This window comes from Pseudomonas sp. G(2018) (assembly GCF_005502415.1).
Taxonomy (GTDB): Bacteria; Pseudomonadota; Gammaproteobacteria; order Pseudomonadales; family Pseudomonadaceae; genus Aquipseudomonas.
Genome location: NZ_SCOO01000017.1, coordinates 94645 through 113968, shown reverse-complemented (window position 1 = coordinate 113968; position 19324 = coordinate 94645). Strand labels below are relative to the sequence as shown.

The following is a 19324-nucleotide window of genomic DNA, read 5'->3' as shown; positions in this document are numbered from 1 at the left end:
CACCACCACCTTCTTTGGCGTGTGCGGAACTGATGATGGAGAGGTCAGCAGGCAATAACGGGGCGGCTGCGAGCATCATGGCGCAGGACAGGACAGCGGCGAGACTCTTTTTGTTTAAAAGCATGATTGCTTCCGTAGGGTTGATTTCGCGTGTTGTATGACGCGTTAAAACCCAGACAGTTCAAGGCCTCGCGACGGACGGAGATGCCAATGGCGGCAAGCGATTCGCAAATGTGAGGCGAATCGCATATTCACCGCTCAAACGTCAATCAAACGCGCCATTAAGCACTTCATAGATAAGCCCGGTCGCCAGTGCGACCAGGATCAAATCCGTGCCCACTTGCTGCCATTCGTACCCTTCGTAATGCGGCAGTCTGCCGATCAACCGGCCATCGAGCTTTTTCGCGATTCCCGGCGGGAGCGGCTTGCCTCGGGCGAGGTTCTTTTGAATGCCGGGAGGCAACGCAGGACCGGGGCTCCAGTAGTCGCGATAATCGCCAACAATCCCGAGTACGCTTGCGCGATTGATGCTGGGACCATTGCCCCAATCACCGCCCCCGGACTTATTGCCTTTGTTTCCATGATCCTGGGCACTGTGCGGGTTTCCCTTGGCGTTTCCCTGGCCCTTTCCATTGCCGGGATCAGCCAACGCGGTTACGGAGCCGCAAACCAACGCAAGGCATGTAACAGCTGCAATCAACGAGCTGGATCTGGACATGAGTCGTTCCTTCATGGCGGGAGTATTCCTGTGAAATTTAGACGCCGTTGATGAGCGTAGTTCAGATCATAAAAAATCCGACGCTTGAAGGGGCGTCGGATTTTTTGTATCGCACGGTGAAAGCAGTTTCAACACGCCAGACAATCAGGCCTCGCCACCCTCAGAAGTTCGCCGGGGTGTTCGCGCTGATGATCTCCGCCTCGTCCTGCCCGATATTGCGAAACCGATGCGGTAAGGTCGTCGGAAAGTAATAGCCATCCCCGGCATTGAGTACACTGATCTGTCCATCCACGGTCAACTCAACCGTGCCCCGCGTCACCAGCCCGCACTCCTCGCCTTCGGAGTGCACGATCGGCTCTTCCCCGGAGCTTGCGCCGGGTGCGTACTGCTCGCGCAGCAAGCGCATCTGCCGGCTCGGCACCGAGGCGCCGATCAGCAACAGACGCAGGCCGTGGCGGCCCAGGTCGGGTTGTTCATTGGCGCGGAAGACGTATTGGTGTTCGCGCGGGGGCTGGTCGAAGGTGAAGAAGTCCGCCAGGGACATGGGGATGCCTTCGAGCAGTTTTTTCAGGGAACTGACCGAGGGGCTGACGCGGTTTTGTTCGATCAGCGAGATGGTGGCATTGGTGACGCCGCTACGGCGGGCCAGCTCGCGCTGGGACAGTTTGTAGCTTTCGCGTACTAATTTGAGTCGTGAGCCCGTATCCATGACAGCCTTATGTGCTTGGTACTTAAGGGTAATGGGGGTGGAGAGCAGGCGCGGATCACGCCGTTTTCCGGTCCCGGAAACGTGAAAGGCGGCTATTAAATCACGTTTGTTGGTGTTGCTCAGCAGGTTCGATAAACGGCTGAAAAAAACTTTCTTCCGTCCTGATATTGCACCAACTGTGGGAGCGAGCCTGCTCGCGAAGGCGGTGTGCCAGGCGACATCAATGTTGGCTGAAATGGCCTCTTCGCGAGCAGGCTCGCTCCCACAGGGGAAAGCAGTGTTTGTAGCAATAAAAAAGCCGGCGACACCTTTTGGGGCCGTCGCCGGCGAGGTAAAGCTTAAATACCGAAACGGTCGCGCAGCGAGTAGTACACGGCGCCCATGGCGGTGAGCGGCGCGGAGAACGTGCGCCCGCCGATCATTGGCATGTGCGGTAGCGAGGCGAAGGCGTCGAAGCGCTCGGCGTCGCCGCGGATCATTTCCGAGATCAGTTTGCCGGCCAGGTGCGAACAGGTGACGCCGTGGCCGCTGTAGCCCTGCATGTAGTAGGCGTTTTTCTCGATACGGCCGAATTGCGGCATGCGCGACATGGTCAGCAGGAAGTTGCCGGTCCAGCGGTAGTCGATCTTCACGTCCTTCAGTTGCGAGAAGGTCTTGAGGATTTTCGGGCGGATCAACTGCTCAATATCGTCCGGCTCGCGGGCGCCGTAGACCACGCCGCCGCCGTAGAGCAAGCGGTTGTCGGCGGTAAGGCGGAAGTAATCGAGCAGGTAGTTGCAGTCTTCGACACAGTAGTTATTGGTGATCAGGCTTTTGGCCTGTTTTTCCGACAACGGCTCGGTGACGACGATCTGCGATCCGCAAGGCATGCTCTTGCTGGTCACCCGATTGTCCAGGCCCTGCGGCAGGTAGGCGTTACCGGCGATGAGCAGGTACTTGGCCCGAACCACGCCTTTGGCGGTGCGCACGGTGATCGGTTCGCCGTAGGTGATTTCCACCGCCGCCGATTGTTCGAAGATCTTGCCACCCAGGCCGATGATGGCCGAGGCTTCGCCGAGGGCCAGGTTCAGCGGGTGAATGTGCCCGCCCTGCATGTCCAGCAGACCGCCGACATAGTTGTCGCAACCCACTTCGCGCTTGATATCCGACTCGCTGAGCAGGGTCAGGTTCTTGTTGCCGTAGCGCTCCCAGCTTTTCTTCTGCTCGGCCAGGCCCTTGAACTGTTTCTTGTTCAGCGCGGCAAAGATGCCGCCCGGACGGTAGTCACACTGAATGTCATAGTGCTGTATGCGCTGACGGATGATGTCGGCGCCTTCGAAAATCATGCTGCCGAGTACTTCAGCGGTCTTGTCGCCATAGCGCTCTTCGATGACATCGACGTCGCGGCTGTAGGAGTTGACCAGTTGCCCGCCGTTGCGACCGCTGGCGCCGAAGCCGACTTTTGCCGCTTCGAGTACGGTGACGCTGTAGCCCGCCTCGGCGAGGAACAACGCCGAGGACAGACCGGTGTAGCCGGCGCCGATCACACAGACATCGCATTCCACCAGCTCTTCAAGTACCGGAAAGTCACCGGTGAAGTTGCGGGTGGCGGCGTAGTAGCTGTTTACATGTTTCATAAGATTCTCCGATGGCCGCCGGCACAAACGGCGGCCGCCGCTTTTATTGTTATTTAGAGCTTGATCCAGGTCGCTTTGAGTTCGGTGTACTTGTCGAACGCATGCAGCGATTTGTCCCGACCATTGCCTGACTGCTTGAACCCGCCGAACGGCGCGGTCATGTCACCGCCGTCGTACTGGTTGACCCAGACGCTGCCGGCGCGCAAGCCACGGGCGAAGGTGTGGGCCTTGCTCAGGTTGCTGGTCCACACGCCTGCCGCCAGACCGAAGATGCTGTCGTTGGCGATCGCCAGGGCTTCTTCAGCCGTGTCGAAGGTGATCAGCGACAGTACAGGGCCGAAGATTTCTTCACGGGCAATGGTCATGGCGTTGGTCACACCGTCGAAAATCGCCGGTTCGACGTACAGGCCACCGGTGTCTTCCAGGGTGCGTTGGCCACCGGCAATCAGCTCGGCGCCCTGCTCCCGACCGATGTCGATGTAACGCAGCACGTTGTCCAGCTGACGCTGATCGACGACCGCGCCAACGGTGGTCGCAGGATCGAGCGCGTGCCCCGGTTTCCACGCTTGCAGGGCTTCCACCAGCAGCGGGATGAACTGGTCGCGGATCGAACGCTCCACCAACAGACGCGAACCGGCAGTGCAGACTTCACCCTGGTTGAAGGCGATGCCGCTGGCCGCAGCCTGGGCCGCCACACGCAAGTCCGGCGCATCGGCGAACACCACGTGCGGGCTCTTGCCACCAGCTTCCAGCCAGACGCGTTTCATGTTGCTTTGTCCGGCGTAGACCAACAGCTGCTTGGCCACCGCTGTCGAGCCGGTGAACGCCAGCACATCGACATCCATGTGCAGCGCCAGAGCCTTGCCGACGGTATGACCGTAGCCTGGCAGCACGTTGAACACGCCTTTGGGGATGCCGGCGTCCAGCGCCAGCTGCGCGATGCGGATCGCGGTCAGTGGCGATTTTTCCGAAGGCTTGAGGATGAACGAGTTGCCCGCCGCCAGAGCCGGAGCGAATTTCCAGCTGGCCATGATCAACGGGAAGTTCCACGGCACGATGGCCGCGACCACGCCGGCCGGCTCGCGCGTCACTAGTCCAAGCTGATCACGGGGTGTGGCAGCGACTTCGTCGTAAATCTTGTCGATGGCTTCGGCGGTCCAGCGGATCGCGTTGGCGGTCGCCGGGATGTCGATGTTCATCGAATCGCTGATGGGTTTACCCATGTCCAGGGTTTCCAGCAGCGCCAGTTCTTCCCGGTTAGCCAGGATCAGATCGGCGAAGCGGATCAGGATGCGCTTGCGTTCGACCGGGGCGAGGTTGGCCCAAATGCCGGATTCGAAAGTACGGCGTGCAACGGCAACCGCCGCGTTCGCATCGGCTTCGTCGGTGCTGGCGACGTTCGCCAGAAAGCGACCGTCCACAGGGCTGACGCATTCGAATGTGGCGCCGCTGGCGGCTGCGCAGTATTGACCGTCGATGAAGGCACGGCTTTCGATGTTGAGGGACTGGAAGCGTTGCTCCCAGTCGCTGCGAGTGATTGTCATGGTTGTGACTCGACGCAGGGAATTGAGTGATCGTCGGACGGACACCCGTCCAATCAAAAAAATGAAATGCGATCCCTGTGGGAGCTGGCTTGCCAGCGATTGCGGCGGATCAGACACCATCAATGTTGACTGTGACGACGCCATCGCTGGCAAGCCAGCTCCCACAGGGATGGATGGCGTACACAGGTTTTGTGTACGCCTCCAACACCGTCAAACGGTATGCAAGTACCAGTTGTACTCAAGGTCCGAGATGGAGTTTTCGAACTCGGCCAGTTCGCTTTCCTTGCACGCCACGAACACGTCGATGTACATCGGGTCGATGTACTTGGCCATGACTTCGCTGTCGTCCAGTTCGCGCAGTGCGTCGCGCAGGTTGTTCGGCAAGCTTTGTTCGTTCTGCTCGTAGCTGTTGCCTTCCACTGGCGCGCCGGGTTCGATCTGGTTGGTCAGGCCGTGGTGCACACCGGCCAGGACCGAGGCCATCAGCAGGTACGGGTTGGCATCGGCGCCGGCTACACGGTGCTCGATGCGCACGGCGTCCTTTGAGCCGGTCGGTACACGTACCGCCACGGTACGGTTGTCGATGCCCCAGCTCGGCGAGTTCGGTACGTAGAACTGTGCGCCGAAACGGCGGTACGAGTTGACGTTCGGGCAGAGGAACGCCATCTGCGCCGGCAGGGTCTCGAGCACACCGCCGATCGCGTGTCGCAGCGCGGCGTTCTGCTCGGGATCCTCGCTGGCAAAGATGTTATTGCCTTCCTTGTCGAGAATCGAAATGTGCACGTGCAGACCGTTGCCCGCCTGGCCCGGATACGGCTTGGCCATGAAGGTGGTGTCCATCTCGTGGTCGTAGGCGATGTTCTTCACTAGACGCTTGAGCAGCACCGCATAGTCGCAGGCCTTTATAGGATCGGCCACGTGGTGCAGGTTGACTTCGAACTGCGCCGGGGCGCTTTCCTTGACGATGGCGTCGGCCGGGATGCCTTGCTCTTTCGCGCCTTCCAGAATGTCCTGGAGGCAGTCGACGTATTCGTCGAGGTCGTCGATCAGGTAGACCTGGGTCGACATCGGACGCTTGCCCGAAACCGGCGAACGTGGCGATTGCGGACGACCGTTCACGTTGTCCTGGTCGATCAGGTAGAACTCCAGTTCGAACGCGGCGCAGATGGTCAGGCCCAGGTCGTCGAATTTGCGCACGACATTGGCCAGCACTTCGCGCGGATCGGCGAAGAACGGCTCGCCTTCCAGTTCGTGCATGGTCATCAGCAGTTGTGCGGTCGGGCGCTTCTGCCAGGGCTCGATGCTCAGGGTGCCGGGGATCGGGTAGCAGATCCGGTCGGAGTCGCCGATATCCAGACCCAGGCCGGTGCTTTCCACCGTGGAGCCGTTGATGTCCAGAGCAAACAGAGACGCCGGCAGGTTGATGCCTTTCTCGTAAACCTTATGGAGACTGGTGCGTTCGATGCGCTTGCCGCGCACCACACCGTTCATATCCGCAATCAGAAGGTCGACGTACAAAACCTCAGGATATTTCTTAAGGAATGCGTTTGCTTCGTTGAGTTGAACGGTACGCAGAGGGACCGACATGATGCACCTATTAGCTGTTAATTATTATGTTCACCGCCCTTTCACGTAGCCAGTCAATCCGAAAGACAAAGTGAAGTCAATAGCGAACACTCAGCCTTTCAGCGTTTATTTTCGGGCACTTCAGGAGGACGAGAGTGCCACATCAGCCGCCAGACGCCCGTAAAACCCGAAGATCGGACGTTCGGCGTTTAGAATTTTTTACATGAGAGTTGTCAATTAAAATCAACAAGGCTAAGCTCCGGAAAAGCTCGTTCAAGTGTGAAACTTCGAGGTGATAAAAATGGCATTCAAGCCATTGATCGGCGTTACTGCGTGCGTCAAACAGATTGGCCTGCACCCCTACCATGTCAGCGGCGACAAGTACTTGCGTGCTGTCAGCGTTGCGGCGCTGGGGCTGCCCGTCGTCATTCCTTCCCTGGCTGAACTGACCGAAATCGATGACCTGCTGCCGCAGCTCGACGGTCTGTTGCTGACCGGCTCGCCGTCGAACGTGGAACCCTTCCACTATCAAGGCCCCGACAGCGCTCCCGGCACGGAACACGATCCCCAGCGGGATCGCACCACCCTTCCCCTGATTCGCGCGGCCATTGCCGCCGGCGTGCCGGTACTCGGCATCTGCCGTGGCTTCCAGGAGATGAACGTGGTGTTCGGTGGCAGCCTGCACCAGAAAGTCCATGAACTGCCCGGCTTCCTCGATCACCGCGAAGCCAACCATCCGGACCTGGCGGTGCAATACGCACCGGCCCATGCGGTCACGGTGCAACCGGGTGGTGTGTTCGAAGCCCTGGATCTGCCCCCGGTGTTCCAGGTCAACTCGATTCACAGCCAGGGCATCGACCGACTCGCCCCCGGCCTGCGCAGCGAGGCCATCGCGCCCGATGGCTTGATCGAGGCGGTGTCGGTGGAGCACAGCAAGGCCTTCGCCCTCGGCGTGCAATGGCACCCGGAATGGCAGGTGCTGGACAACCCGCCCTACCTGAGCATTTTCCAGGCGTTCGGCCAAGCGTGCCGGCAACGGGCGGCGCTGCGTCACTCGCGCTGACGTAAAACCCGAAAAACAATTTTCTGCCCCCGCGGGACAGGCGGGCGTGCCTTTGCGCGTCCGTCGCTCGCGATAACAACACACTGCAATAACAACAAGTACCGCAGCCAGGAAGGCGGCACCGGATAAACCCGAGAGGTATGGGTAAGGGAGTCAAACGCAATCCCCCTGTGGGATCGCCGCTGGACTCACTGGCACCGTAAGACTCGGGTTTGCAATCAACTATTAAGTCAGGCCGCGTTGGCCCGACGACTGAAACCTGTTGGGAGTTTCACATGGCAAACGCCTCCAGCATCTACAGGAAGGCCCTTGAAGGTCACCAGGCACCGAAAAAGGTGTTGGTGAAGGTCGATCGCGTCACCAAGAAATTCGACGAAACCACCGCTGTGGACGATGTGTCCCTGGAAATCCATCAAGGCGAAATCTTTGCCCTGCTCGGTGGTTCCGGTTCCGGCAAATCGACGCTGTTGCGCATGCTCGCCGGCTTCGAGCGCCCGACCGAAGGCCGGATTCTGCTCGACGGCGTCGACATCACCGACATGCCGCCGTACGAACGGCCGATCAACATGATGTTCCAGTCCTATGCCCTGTTCCCGCACATGACCGTGGCACAGAACATCGCCTTCGGCCTCAAACAGGACCGTTTGCCCGCCGCCGAAATCGACGCCCGCGTACAAGAGATGCTGCGCCTGGTGCACATGACCCAGTACGCCAAGCGCAAACCCCATCAGTTGTCCGGCGGCCAGCGTCAGCGCGTGGCCCTGGCCCGCTCCCTGGCCAAGCGGCCGAAACTGCTGTTGCTCGACGAGCCCATGGGTGCGCTGGATAAAAAGCTGCGCTCGCAGATGCAGCTGGAACTGGTGGAAATCATCGAACGCGTCGGCGTGACCTGCGTGATGGTGACCCACGATCAGGAAGAGGCCATGACCATGGCCCAGCGCATCGCGATCATGCACCTGGGCTGGATCGCCCAGATCGGCAGCCCGGTCGACATCTACGAGGCACCGGTCAGCCGCATGGTCTGCGAGTTCATCGGTAACGTGAATGCCTTCGATGGCACGGTGGTGGAAGACCTGGAAGGTCACGCGATCATTCACAGCCCGGATCTGGAACAGAAAATCTACGTCGGCCACGGCGTCAGTACCTCGGTGCAGGACAAGTCGATCACCTACGCCATCCGCCCGGAAAAACTGCTGGTCAGTACCGTCAAGCCAGACACCCGCTACAACTGGTCCAGCGGCAAGGTGCATGACATCGCCTACCTCGGCGGCCACTCGGTGTTCTACGTCGAACTGCCTGGCGGCAAGGTCGTGCAGTCGTTCATGGCCAACGCCGAACGCCGTGGGGCGCGTCCGACCTGGGACGATCAGGTCTACGTGTGGTGGGAAGACGACAGCGGCGTGGTACTGCGCGCATGAGAACCTTCAATCAGCAGTTCCTGCGCCTGGTGCCCAGCGGTCGTAAGCTCGTCATCGGCATTCCGTTCCTGTGGCTGTGCCTGTTCTTCATGCTGCCGTTCTTCCTGGTGATGAAGATCAGCTTCTCGGAAGCAGCCCTGGCCATTCCACCCTACTCGGAGATCTACACCTACGCCGAGCAGAAATTCAATCTGCTGCTCAACATCGGCAACTACACGCTGCTGGGCGAAGATGAGCTGTACCTCTCGGCTTACCTCGGTTCGTTGAAGGTCGCGCTGTTCAGTACGCTGATGTGCCTGGTGATCGGTTTTCCGATGGCCTATGCCATTACCAAGGCGAGCAAGGAAGCGCAAAACGTCTTGATGTTGCTGATCATGATGCCGACCTGGACGGCGATCCTGATCCGCGTTTATGCGTGGATGGGCATCCTCAGCAACAACGGTCTGCTCAACGGCTTTCTGATGTGGACCGGTCTGACCGATCACCCGATCGAGATCCTCAACACCAACACCGCCGTCTATATCGGCGTGGTGTACGCGTATCTGCCGTTCATGATCCTGCCGCTCTACGCCAATCTGGTGAAGCACGATCAGAGCCTGCTGGAAGCGGCGTCTGACCTGGGTTCGAGTACCTTCAACAGCTTCTGGAAAATCACCGTGCCGCTGGCCAAGAACGGCATCATCGCCGGTTGCATGCTGGTGTTCATTCCAGTGGTCGGCGAGTTCGTGATTCCGGAACTGCTGGGCGGCCCGGAAACCCTGATGATCGGTCGCGTGCTGTGGCAAGAGTTCTTCAATAACCGCGACTGGCCGGTGGCGTCCGCGCTGGCGGTGGTGATGCTGTTGATCCTGATTGTGCCGATTCTGCTGTTCAACCGCAGCCAGGCCAAAGAGATGGAGGCACGGGGATGAAACGTTTCGGGTTCTCAAAATTGATGCTGGTGTTCGGCCTGTCGTTTATCTACTTGCCGATGCTGATTCTGGTGATCTACTCGTTCAACGCTTCGAAGCTGGTGACGGTGTGGGGTGGCTGGTCGTTCAAGTGGTACGCCGGCCTGCTCGACAACTCGCAACTGATGGGCTCGGTGGTGCGCTCGCTGGAAATCGCCTGCTATACCGCGATTGCAGCCGTGGCGCTGGGCACACTGGCCGCGTTCGTGCTGACTCGCGTCACGCGCTTCAAGGGCCGCACGCTGTTCGGTGGCCTGGTGACCGCGCCACTGGTGATGCCGGAGGTGATCACCGGTCTGTCGCTGTTGCTGCTGTTCGTGGCCATGGCGCAACTGATCGGCTGGCCGATGGAACGCGGCATCGTGACGATCTGGATCGCCCACACCACGTTTTGTGCCGCTTACGTGGCGGTGGTAGTCTCCGCCCGCCTTCGCGAGCTGGACCTGTCCATCGAAGAAGCGGCCATGGACCTCGGGGCCAAGCCGTTCAAAGTGTTTTTCCTGATCACCATCCCGATGATCGCACCGTCACTGGCGGCCGGCGGCATGATGTCCTTTGCCCTGTCGCTGGATGACCTGGTACTGGCGAGCTTCGTGTCGGGTCCGGGCTCCACCACCCTGCCGATGGAAGTGTTCTCAGCGGTGCGCCTGGGGGTGAAGCCGGAGATCAATGCCGTGGCCAGTTTGATTCTACTGGCGGTATCGATGGTGACCTTCATGGTCTGGTACTTCAGCCGCCGTGCCGAAGCCAGCCGCAAACGGGCGATTCAGGAAGCGATGGATCAGACCGCCAGCGAGTCCTGGCAACAACCGAAAAAGCAAATGGTAGAAGCGACGGCCTAGGGCCGTCGCGTTTCACAGCTTTTGCGTCAATTGAATAAAAAGAATGGAGTTGTACCGATGAAAATGTTTGGCAGGACTCTGCTGACACTGTCCTTATTGGGCGCGATGGTTACGGGCGCCCAGGCCAATGACAAGGTTCTGCGCGTCTACAACTGGTCGGATTACATTGCCCCGGACACCGTCAAGAAGTTCGAAGACGAGACCGGGATCCAGGTGACCTACGATGTGTTCGACAGTAACGAAACCCTGGAAGCACGCCTGCTGGCGGGCAAGTCCGGCTACGACATCGTCGTGCCGTCCAACAGTTTCCTGGCCAAGCAGGTCAAGGCCGGCGTCTATCAGGAACTGGACAAATCCAAGCTGCCGAACTGGAAAAACCTCAATCCGGTGTTGCTGAAAAACGCCTCTGCCAGCGATCCGGATAACGCCCATGCCTTCCCGTACATGTGGGGCTCGATCGGCATCGGTTTCAATCCGGACAAGGTCAAGGAAGTCCTCGGCGCCAACGCCCCGACCAACTCCTGGGATTTGCTGTTCAAACCGGAAAACGCGGAAAAACTGAAAGCCTGCGGCATCAGCTTCCTCGATTCACCGACCGAGATGCTCCCCGCCGCCCTGCACTACCTGGGCTACCCGGTGAACGATCAGGACAAGCAACACATCGCCGAAGCCGAAGCGCTGTTCATGAAAATTCGCCCGTCGGTGGCGTACTTCCATTCGTCGAAATACATCTCCGACCTGGCCAACGGCAACATCTGCGTGGCCGTCGGTTACTCCGGCGACGTGCTGCAGGCCAAGGCCCGCGCCCAGGAAGCCGGGGACAAGGTGAAGATCGACTACAGCATCCCGAAAGAAGGCGCCGGCAGCTTCTACGACATGGTCGCCATCCCCCGCGATGCCGCCAACGTCGAGAACGCCCACCTGTTCATGAACTTCCTGATGCGCCCGGACATCATCGCCGAGATCACCAACAACATCGGCTACAGCAACGCCAACGCGGCAGCGACGCCGTTGGTGGATGAAGCGATTCGCAACGACCCGGGTTCGTATCCGTCGCAGGACGTGATGGCGACCTTGTATGCCATTCCGGATATGCCGATTGGTGTGCAGCGGGTGATGACCCGGGGTTGGACCAAGGTGAAGTTGGGTAAATAACTGACACCACAGGGGGCGTGCCAGGCCCAAGACTCTTAATGTTTTCCGTTCACGCAGCGCCTTACCACCGCTGCACTCGTCTCCGATGAACGGCCTCACCTGGCTCCTCGGTTAAGGTGAGTTTGGCGCCCTCGGGCGCCTTTTTTTGTTTCGGCTACGAAATTCCCAATGGCCACGAGGCCAGCGGTATGTACCGGCCCTTGTGCGATTCGAACAGGGCGAATCGATCGGCGCGCAGGAAAAACTCCGGCGGCGTGGCGGACTCGGGCACCGGCGCGCGAAAATCCCGGGCCAGGGTCAGGTGCGGGCGAAACTCCCGTGGTGCATCCCCCGATACAAACGGCAACACGGCCTGTTCCAGGTCATACACCAGGCGCAATAACGCTGGCGACGCCTGCTCCGGCGCCAACACCAGCACCCCTGCCCTGCGCCAGACATCCAGCCGATCCAGCACCACGGTCAAGCGCTCGTCCGAAGTGCGCACTGATGCGGCAGCCTTGCAGATATCGGCAATCTGCGCCGTGGCGACCGAACCGAGGAATTTCAGGGTCAGGTGAAAATTCTCCGCCGGCACCGGTCGCCCGTTCCTCAGTTGCAAGGCGCTGCGCCATTGAGCAATCACCTTGCGTTGCGCCGGCGCGCAGTCCAGGGCAAAAAACAGCCGTTTGAACGGCTCATGGGATTCGTCGCTCATTCGTGGCACCTCCTGACATCCAAGTTATAGTTCATGCAAACACGCTTCAACTGGAGGGGGCCATGCGAGAAATCATCAGCAAAGAGCCATGGTGGGCCGTACCACCGAAACCCGGTCAGGATGAGTCCGAGCTGGAATGGGGCTGGCTGGTTCACTACAACGAAGGAGAGCCGCGCTTCGAGTTCGTCAAGGAGCGGCCAACCGACAGCGAGATTCGTAACCGCAAGAGTTGCAGGATCACCCCGTCATCCGAGTGATCCTGCGCGGGTTGTTCACGCCTTCACGATCGTTTCAAAACCACCGAAGATCATCCGCTGACCATCGAACGGCATGGGATTGACGTCTGGCTGCATCCTCGGGTCGGCCATCATCTTTTCCATCGCGGCGTCACTGGTGGCCTTGTCCGGCCAGATGAGCCAGCCAAACACCACGGTTTCGTTTTCCTTGAGTTTTACCGCCATCGGGAACGAAGTCACCTTGCCATCAGGCACGTCACTGCCCCAGCACTCGACCACGCTCAAGGCGCCGTTTTCCTTGAAAAGCCCGGCGGCGATCTCGGCGTGTTTCTTGTATTTATCACGGTTGGCAGTGGGCACCGCAGCGACAAAAGCATTCACGTAAGACATGCGGGTTCTCCTTGAGTCATGGGTTGATTCGCTGGTTAGTCGATTGGCTCGGCTGCCATTCGACATGGCTGGCCTCCAGACCGACCGGCGGTTCAGCGCTGCCTGCCAGGTTGCCTTCGATCTGCCCCGCCATATACAGGGTTCCGGCCATGACTCCGGTGGTCGGGTTCTGTACCAGCTTGGTCCAGGCCTTGTCGAACGTATTGCCCAGACTGCTGCGAATCAGTGCCTCACTGTCGGGCCGGTCGTTGGCCTGGATAATCGCCCGGATCCCCGCCACGCCCACCGAAATCAGGGCACCGGCCAGTTTTCCTGCTGCCGCGGCCACGGCGCTGGCCGCACCACGGGGCGCCATTTCAGCTTCGATTCGTCGACTGGCGCGCTTGGCGACCGGTGCCATCGCGGTGTCGGTCGAATCGACGCCCTTGTCCCCACCGGCCTTATGGATCTTGTCGACCAGCGCGGCGTAGGCCGGCAGGTTATTCAACGGCTCGGCGTACACCACCTGATACAGTGAGGCGTCACGCGCCGAGGGTGGCCCGAGGGCAATGGCCGGGACTTTCTGGATGCGGCCATTGAGTTGGGCGATGGGCACGCCATGGCGCTGGGAAATGCGCTGCAGGTCTTCCTTGAGAATGTCCACGTAGAACGCCGACGCCAGACTGAGAATCTGATCGGGATCGATCTCCACCGCCACCGGCGCCAGGACTTTTTCCTGGTATTGCTCCAGCAAGTAAGCGGCCAGGCGCTTTTCCGAAGCATCCCGCTCGCCCTGGGCGCTGAGGGTGTACCAGCTGACTTTCATCGACAACCATTCCTGGGTCCAGTAGCTGCTGAACCACGGAATGAAGTTTTCTTCGGTCAGTTGATAGACCCGCGTGCGCCAGTAATCCATGGCGCCGCGGGCGTAGATTTTGGTCTGCTCGGTGGCCGATTGCGACGCCGCGACAATCTCCCGGTCCACTTGCTGCCAGGTACTCGGCGAGATCATGACCTGCGGCGTTTCCACCGGCGCGCGCGGGGCCGTGACGCACCCCGCCAACACCACCAGCACGGCGACGATCAGCGAACGCAGGTTCAAGATCGCGGTTCCCAACTGTTGGCGCCGGACCGAATGCCCGGCGCTCAAAAGGCCCTGAATTGAGTATAGGTGGCGGCCATTGCCCTGATGTCGTCCTCAATACCGCCTTCGCGAGCAGGCTCCGGGCGGCGTTCCGACGAAGAGGCCGGAACGATCACCACAAACCGACCATCACTCCCATCGATATTCACCATCGCCACGATTGCCTTCCGCCCGCCGGCCGTCAGCGTAGGATCAATTGCAACCCAACACGAAACCCTGAAGCGGAGGGTCGAATCATGCTAATCCATCTCCTGACCTGCCTGGCCCTGACGGCCTTCACGTTGAGCGTATTTGGCTGGTTCGTTCTGTCCGAGGAGCGCACGTCATGATCTACGAAGTCACCCTGGCCGTGAGCTTCCCGGTGTTCGGCAATAACTACTACTCGCAGCAATTCGAGTCTCGTAAAGTGTTGACCCTGGTGTTCGACAAAAAATTCGAAGCGTTGCTGATTCCGGCAGCCGGTCATCACTTCAACAACGAAGTGGTCGGGCTCAACGATCAGTTCCGCTTCCTCAACGATGTGCTGGCCGAGCATTTGCTGGCGACCGAGGTCGCTGCCACCGCGCGCCGCAATCAATACTTCTGAACCGCGGGTTCATTTATCGCCAGGCACGGTGTTCGTTTCGGGTTTGGCCATTGCAATGAACTCGCCCAATTCCTGAATCAGCTCACGACTGTCGGTGATCATTTGTTCCCAGTCGGTCGGGAAACGAACGTTCAGCGGCAGCTGATCAATGCGCCAGCGTGACGGCAGCGGCTGATCGAACTTGGCGGCGACCTGCAGACCCATTTCGCTGGCGGCAAACGGCCCGCGCAACACCGTTGGCGTGCGGCCGGCGCTGTCCACCGCCTGCACCACGCGGGCCGTCAACCATTTGCCGTCGGGCATGCGCACGCGCAGCGGCTGGCCGATCCCGGCGTAGCTGATATTCAGCGGTTCCAGATAGATCCACAATAATGGCTCTTCAAGCTGCTCGATGCGCATCAGCAAGGTGCCGGCGCCGACGTTTTCGCCGGGGTTGACCAGCACTTCCGCCACCCGCCCGCTCTGCGCGGCCTTGACCGGCAACGCCGCCAGGCGGGTCTGCAACCATTTTTGCTCGGCGGTGCGTTCAGCCTTCTCACGCTCGTCGCTCAACGGTTGATTGGCCAGTTGCTCGCGGCGCTCGAACGCCAGCAGGTCCGCCTTGAAACTGTCGAGTTCGGACTGCGCGGCCAGCACCTCGCCGCGGGACACGGCGCCACGAATCACCAGGTCCTCAAGCACCCTCACCCGGTCTTCCGAGCGGGCAATTCGGGTCCTGAGCAATTGCCGCTCCCGACCACCCAGTTTGGCATTGCTCAAGCGTGTGGTATTGGCCGGGACAGCGGAGAGTTGCGCCAACCGGGCACGCCACTCGGGGTTGTCGAGATTGGCCAGGGGCTGATCGATCCGCACCTGGTCACCGGCCTTGACGAGCAGTTGCTCGACCCGACCGGCATCCCGCGCACGCACCTCCAGAATCGGCAAGCGCAGTTGCGCCGGCGCGTCGATCATCAGCATGCCGTACACCAGCTTGCCGCCCAGCCAGATCAACGGGCTCGCCACCAATAACAGGATCAGGTACCAGCGCACACGAAACGCCGCGCGTTTGCTCGGGGCGTAAAGCACACTCAAACCTTGCTCCTGAGTCGGGTTCAGTTCCTTGCGACTATCGAAACGAATCTTCATGACGGCTCACCGTTTTGGAAAGTCCCGCCAGGCTTGCCAGTCGATGCCGGCAATCCCCAGGGGTTGCAGTTGTTCGCGCCAGGCGCTGGTCTGGCGTTGCAACTGTTCGGTCGACGCGCCGGCCCAGGACTCCGTGGCATCCAGTTGCGGCTCGGTGCTTTGCGCCAGGCGAAATTGCAGCGCGGGCCAGCGTCTGGCGATCTGCTCGGCCATGCGCGCACTGTTTTTCGGGTTGCGGGTGTAGATCATCAGGCTGACCTGACGCACCCCTGCGTCGGGCAGCGCACAGGGCACACAGGTTTGTCCGGGCTTGGGCTCGGCGAACCAGCGATGATGGCTGGACATTTCTACCGGCCAGGGGCTTTGCGCCGCGGCCATGCGCAAGGTCCCGAGCAGGTCTTTCAAGCGTTGATCAGGAACGGGAACCCCCAGTTGCTCGACTTCCAGATCCAGGTGCAGGCTGGTGAACGCCAAACCTTTAAGCTTGTGCAGTAAATCGGTGAGTTGATGGCGCCCTTCTGGCTCGATCCATTCCGGATCGCCCAGCAACAGGCTCACTTGCATCCCCTCGGCCGCCGCTTGCCGCAGCAATTGCTCCAGCCGCTGGCGCGTGGTGGTCAAATCATGGATCTGTGCGGCTTTGAGACCCAGGTAGATCTTGTCCATCCCGGCCTTGTGCAGCGCCGCCAGTTCGTTTGTCCGTTGATCGGGATCGAGCAGCGCTTCGCTGTCCCAGACGTAACTGGCCTGGGACCACGTCGAGGGCGCCGCCCGCAGCGTTGTCAATGCGAGGGGCAGGCACAGGGCCAGGACAAAGCGTATCGATCGCATATCAAAACCTCGTGGCTCGTTTAAGTACCCACCAGGGCGCCATCGAACTTTCTTCATGCCCGCGACGGAACATCTCGTTGAGCATGGCCACCGCGCTCCAGCACCGCAGGATCAGCATGAACAGCGGAAAAAGCGGCACCAGCAATCCCAGGACCATGTCCTGCCGGGGTCGGTCGGAGACCATCAGCAACATGGCCAAAAACAACAGCATGGTAATCATCAGGTACAGCAGATAGACCAGTACAAACAGAAACAGCAGGGTCTTGCCCGGCAAAACGAACAAGGCGATCAGGGTGTAGCTGAAGATCAGAAATGGCAGCACCAGCTGGAAAAAGAACCCCGTGAGCAGGATCATCAGAAAGGTTTTCCAACCCAGTAATTTAGGATCGATGTTGCGGTTGTGCTTTCGGATGTACAGAAAAAACAGGTCGCCATCCCAGCGCAGTCGCTGCATCAGAAACTGCCAGAGCGTTGCCGGTGCGTCGGTATGACCGATCGCTTCGGGTTCGAAGGGAATCCGCAGGTCGTGGCGCTTGAAGTAGCTCTTGATACGCAGTGTCAGGTCCAGGTCCTCGGCGGTGTGGGTGTTCCAGCCGCCGATTTTCACCAGGAAGCTGCGACGAAACGCACCAAAGGCTCCTGAGACGTTGTTGACCAGGTTCCATTCGGACAGACCGATTTTCGACATATGGATCGACAACAGATATTCCAGCGCCTGCATCGCGGTTACCCAGGAGCCCCAGACATTGCGCACACGCAGGCTGCCGGCGACCGCTGGTACCGAGGGGTCCTCGAAATGCCGCACGATGGAGCTGACCATGTTGTTGTCAAAGGACGTATCGCCGTCGAGCGCCATCACGATTTCGCCACTGGCCAGCGACAGGCCTGCATTCAGGGAAGACACCCGTCCGCCCCGCTGCCATTTGGCAATCGGCCGTAAATGACGCCTGGGGTACAACTGCGGATCGACGTTGAAACTGCGCACGGCGCTGAGCGTCGGATGGTTGATCGTGGCGCCATCCACCACGGGAATCATCTCGATGTGGCCCTGGTAGGTTTGCTCACACAGGCTCAACAGCGTGGTCTGAACGTCCATCCCTTCGCTGTAGCAGGTGATGATGCAAGAAACCCTGGGGCGATAGAGGCTGTTCTTCGGCACCCGGCTGCGGCGCTGTGTGAACCAGCGCAAAACGCCGAGCAACACCATGATCATCAGCGGCAGTTCAAACATCAGGAACAATGGAAAAAGCATGTAGAACAAACGGCTCAGCCCGTCCGTCCCCATGAACGCAACCAGCAGGATGTAGAGTTGCTCCATCAATGGGCTCATGGCATCACCCCAGTTCACTGGCCAGACGGGCCAGGAGCAGTTCACCGTCTTCCTGATCGAGAAGATCCTGGGGCGCGGTGATGCTGATGACACGCAGGGAAATGTCGCTGGTCTCCGGCGCGGAAAACAGCTCGGCGACCTTGCCCAGGCGTTGCTTGACGATTGCCAGGCCATTGGCATCGGTATGGGGCAGCATGATCCAGAAGAATTCTTCGGTACTTCGCGAACAGCGGTCGGTGTCCCTGACGGTTTCCTTCAAGCGATCGGTCACGCTGTCGATGAATGCGTGGCCGCGCTGTTCGCCCAGGCGCGACAAAGTCCCGGTCAGGTTGACGAAACGCAGGCCGATCAACGAGAAGGGAGGATCGGGGTAACGGCGCACGAGCTGGATCTGCCAGCTCAGCAGGTCATAGAAATCCTTGCCACCCAACAGACTGAGCCGACCGAAATGCTGGGCCGAATGGTCGCTGAACTCCTGGCGACAGCGGAAGCGCCCGGCTTCGGTCAGGCGGTAATCCCTGACTTCCCGCACCCGCAACTTGTCGGGCGTGTGCGACAGGCCGCAGTCCAGACAACGCGCTTGCACTTCGGCATCGACAAAAAACGCCTGGCACGACCGGCAGCGATAATTCTCCATCGGGCGGTCGTAATCGCTGCCAATGTGACGCAGGCGGTTCAGACAGTTGGGGCATAGCAGCACCCCGTCCTTGAGGAAGGATTCCTGAGGCCCGACATGGCCACAGGTAAAGCAATGCAATGAAGGTTGCCGGGAAATGTCCAGGGCGTGGCATTCGGCGCACACATCGATGAAATTGAGCCTTCCGGAGCCACAATCCGAACAGAGGCGGACGCGGTCGACCAGAACCCCCTCCTCCAGCCAGTTCTGCTGTGCCACCAGGCTCAACCAGACAAACGCGTTGACTTGCTCGCTATCCGCCAGGGCATCCAGTAGCGGATAGCGATAATGCTGGGGGACTTCAGGGTCCCGCAGGGCGTAGATTCGGGCGTCGTCGCGCATCCACAGCCAAGACAGCACCCGACTCTCGAAGCGTTCGGGGGCCGTGCCCTGATTGAACAGCTTGAAACGCTCAAGCCACCCTCGCCATTTGGTTTTGATTTCGTTGGAGTCGGCCGGGCAAGGACCATCTCCCAGGGCTTCGCACAAAGCATCCTGATCCCGGCAGCAATAAATGAGGGTGTAGCGATAAGGGGGTATGGAGCGCAATTTGCGCAGGACCTTTCCCGCATGGGTGCCGGGCATGTCCAGCAGCACGACATCGAATGCGGCGACAGCCAACAGGCTGCCAAGATCGGTAAAGTGCGCAATCTCAGGAAGATTCGCGCTTGGAACTCTATTACCGAGTATCGCGATCCGTGGATTTGTAATCGGCATGGCACACGCCCTCTACCAAAGACAAGAGAAATGCG

20 protein-coding genes are annotated in these 19324 nt (G+C 59.8%); 7 read left to right on the top strand and 13 right to left on the bottom strand.

Annotated features, from left to right (window positions below; all coding sequences use genetic code 11):
- Nucleotides 1–265: 265 nt before the first annotated feature.
- The 5 genes from FFS64_RS17735 to FFS64_RS17710 form a co-directional block, all read right to left on the bottom strand.
- Complete coding sequence (locus FFS64_RS17735) at nt 266–718, bottom strand: anti-virulence regulator CigR family protein (RefSeq protein WP_137806469.1); 453 nt, start codon at nt 716–718, stop codon at nt 266–268.
- Between the two features lie 160 nt (nt 719–878).
- The gene (locus FFS64_RS17730) at nt 879–1427 is read right to left on the bottom strand and encodes a cupin domain-containing protein (protein WP_028623608.1); all 549 of its coding nucleotides are present in this window, start codon (nt 1425–1427) and stop codon (nt 879–881) included.
- A 338-nt stretch (nt 1428–1765) separates the two neighbouring features.
- Nucleotides 1766–3043 (bottom strand): FAD-binding oxidoreductase, encoded by a 1278-nt coding sequence (locus FFS64_RS17720; protein ID WP_137806467.1) that lies wholly within the window; start codon nt 3041–3043, stop codon nt 1766–1768.
- Between the two features lie 53 nt (nt 3044–3096).
- Nucleotides 3097–4587 carry an aldehyde dehydrogenase gene (locus FFS64_RS17715; protein WP_137806466.1) on the bottom strand — a complete coding sequence of 497 codons (1491 nt, stop codon included), beginning with the start codon at nt 4585–4587 and terminating at the stop codon, nt 3097–3099.
- A 210-nt stretch (nt 4588–4797) separates the two neighbouring features.
- Entirely contained in the window at nt 4798–6174 is a 1377-nt protein-coding gene (locus tag FFS64_RS17710) for a glutamine synthetase family protein (protein ID WP_095195100.1), read from the bottom strand.
- 280 nt (nt 6175–6454) lie between these two features.
- Here FFS64_RS17710 and FFS64_RS17705 point away from each other — a divergent pair, with 280 nt between their 5' ends.
- The 5 genes from FFS64_RS17705 (at nt 6455) to FFS64_RS17685 (ending at nt 11581) form a co-directional block, all read left to right on the top strand.
- Nucleotides 6455–7216 carry a gamma-glutamyl-gamma-aminobutyrate hydrolase family protein gene (locus FFS64_RS17705; RefSeq protein WP_137806465.1) on the top strand — a complete coding sequence of 254 codons (762 nt, stop codon included), beginning with the start codon at nt 6455–6457 and terminating at the stop codon, nt 7214–7216.
- Between the two features lie 275 nt (nt 7217–7491).
- On the top strand, nt 7492–8634 hold the full coding sequence (potA, locus tag FFS64_RS17700) for a polyamine ABC transporter ATP-binding protein (protein ID WP_137806464.1): 1143 nt from the start codon (nt 7492–7494) through the stop codon (nt 8632–8634).
- A 29-nt stretch (nt 8635–8663) separates the two neighbouring features.
- A complete protein-coding gene (locus FFS64_RS17695) occupies nt 8664–9545 on the top strand; it encodes an ABC transporter permease subunit (RefSeq protein WP_171017102.1) in 882 nt (293 codons plus the stop codon).
- Nucleotides 9542–10426 carry an ABC transporter permease subunit gene (locus FFS64_RS17690; protein ID WP_137806463.1) on the top strand — a complete coding sequence of 295 codons (885 nt, stop codon included), beginning with the start codon at nt 9542–9544 and terminating at the stop codon, nt 10424–10426. Before FFS64_RS17695 ends, FFS64_RS17690 begins: the two co-directional genes overlap by 4 nt.
- A gap of 57 nt (nt 10427–10483) precedes the next feature.
- Nucleotides 10484–11581 (top strand): polyamine ABC transporter substrate-binding protein, encoded by a 1098-nt coding sequence (locus tag FFS64_RS17685; RefSeq protein WP_137806462.1) that lies wholly within the window; start codon nt 10484–10486, stop codon nt 11579–11581.
- Nucleotides 11582–11735: 154 nt separating this feature from the next.
- Here the strand turns inward: FFS64_RS17685 and thpR are convergent, their stop codons facing one another.
- Nucleotides 11736–12275, bottom strand: a complete 540-nt coding sequence (thpR, locus tag FFS64_RS17680) for an RNA 2',3'-cyclic phosphodiesterase (protein ID WP_137806461.1) — start codon at nt 12273–12275, stop codon at nt 11736–11738.
- A gap of 62 nt (nt 12276–12337) precedes the next feature.
- Here thpR and FFS64_RS17675 point away from each other — a divergent pair, with 62 nt between their 5' ends.
- Nucleotides 12338–12532, top strand: a complete 195-nt coding sequence (locus FFS64_RS17675; protein ID WP_137806460.1) for a hypothetical protein — start codon at nt 12338–12340, stop codon at nt 12530–12532.
- 15 nt (nt 12533–12547) lie between these two features.
- On the opposite strand, the gene FFS64_RS17670 is transcribed toward FFS64_RS17675, so the two are convergent.
- Genes FFS64_RS17670 through FFS64_RS31310 form a run of 3 tightly spaced genes read right to left on the bottom strand, consistent with a single transcriptional unit; the run spans nt 12548 to nt 14182 of the window.
- Complete coding sequence (locus FFS64_RS17670) at nt 12548–12901, bottom strand: DUF1428 domain-containing protein (protein ID WP_137806459.1); 354 nt, start codon at nt 12899–12901, stop codon at nt 12548–12550.
- A 16-nt stretch (nt 12902–12917) separates the two neighbouring features.
- Nucleotides 12918–13982 carry a hypothetical protein gene (locus FFS64_RS17665; RefSeq protein WP_137806458.1) on the bottom strand — a complete coding sequence of 355 codons (1065 nt, stop codon included), beginning with the start codon at nt 13980–13982 and terminating at the stop codon, nt 12918–12920.
- 44 nt (nt 13983–14026) lie between these two features.
- Complete coding sequence (locus FFS64_RS31310) at nt 14027–14182, bottom strand: hypothetical protein (RefSeq protein WP_171017101.1); 156 nt, start codon at nt 14180–14182, stop codon at nt 14027–14029.
- A 167-nt stretch (nt 14183–14349) separates the two neighbouring features.
- On the opposite strand from FFS64_RS31310, the gene FFS64_RS17660 reads away from it, so the two are divergent.
- Entirely contained in the window at nt 14350–14610 is a 261-nt protein-coding gene (locus tag FFS64_RS17660) for a hypothetical protein (RefSeq protein WP_137806457.1), read from the top strand.
- Between the two features lie 9 nt (nt 14611–14619).
- On the opposite strand, the gene FFS64_RS17655 is transcribed toward FFS64_RS17660, so the two are convergent.
- The 4 genes from FFS64_RS17655 to FFS64_RS17640 are packed head-to-tail and all read right to left on the bottom strand — an operon-like array spanning nt 14620 to nt 19289.
- Nucleotides 14620–15735, bottom strand: a complete 1116-nt coding sequence (locus tag FFS64_RS17655; protein ID WP_137806456.1) for an HlyD family secretion protein — start codon at nt 15733–15735, stop codon at nt 14620–14622.
- 6 nt (nt 15736–15741) lie between these two features.
- Complete coding sequence (locus FFS64_RS17650; RefSeq protein WP_137806455.1) at nt 15742–16566, bottom strand: hypothetical protein; 825 nt, start codon at nt 16564–16566, stop codon at nt 15742–15744.
- A gap of 1 nt (nt 16567) precedes the next feature.
- Nucleotides 16568–17896 carry a glycosyltransferase family 2 protein gene (locus FFS64_RS17645; protein WP_137806454.1) on the bottom strand — a complete coding sequence of 443 codons (1329 nt, stop codon included), beginning with the start codon at nt 17894–17896 and terminating at the stop codon, nt 16568–16570.
- A 4-nt stretch (nt 17897–17900) separates the two neighbouring features.
- Nucleotides 17901–19289, bottom strand: a complete 1389-nt coding sequence (locus FFS64_RS17640; protein ID WP_137806453.1) for a diguanylate cyclase domain-containing protein — start codon at nt 19287–19289, stop codon at nt 17901–17903.
- Nucleotides 19290–19324: the final 35 nt, after the last annotated feature.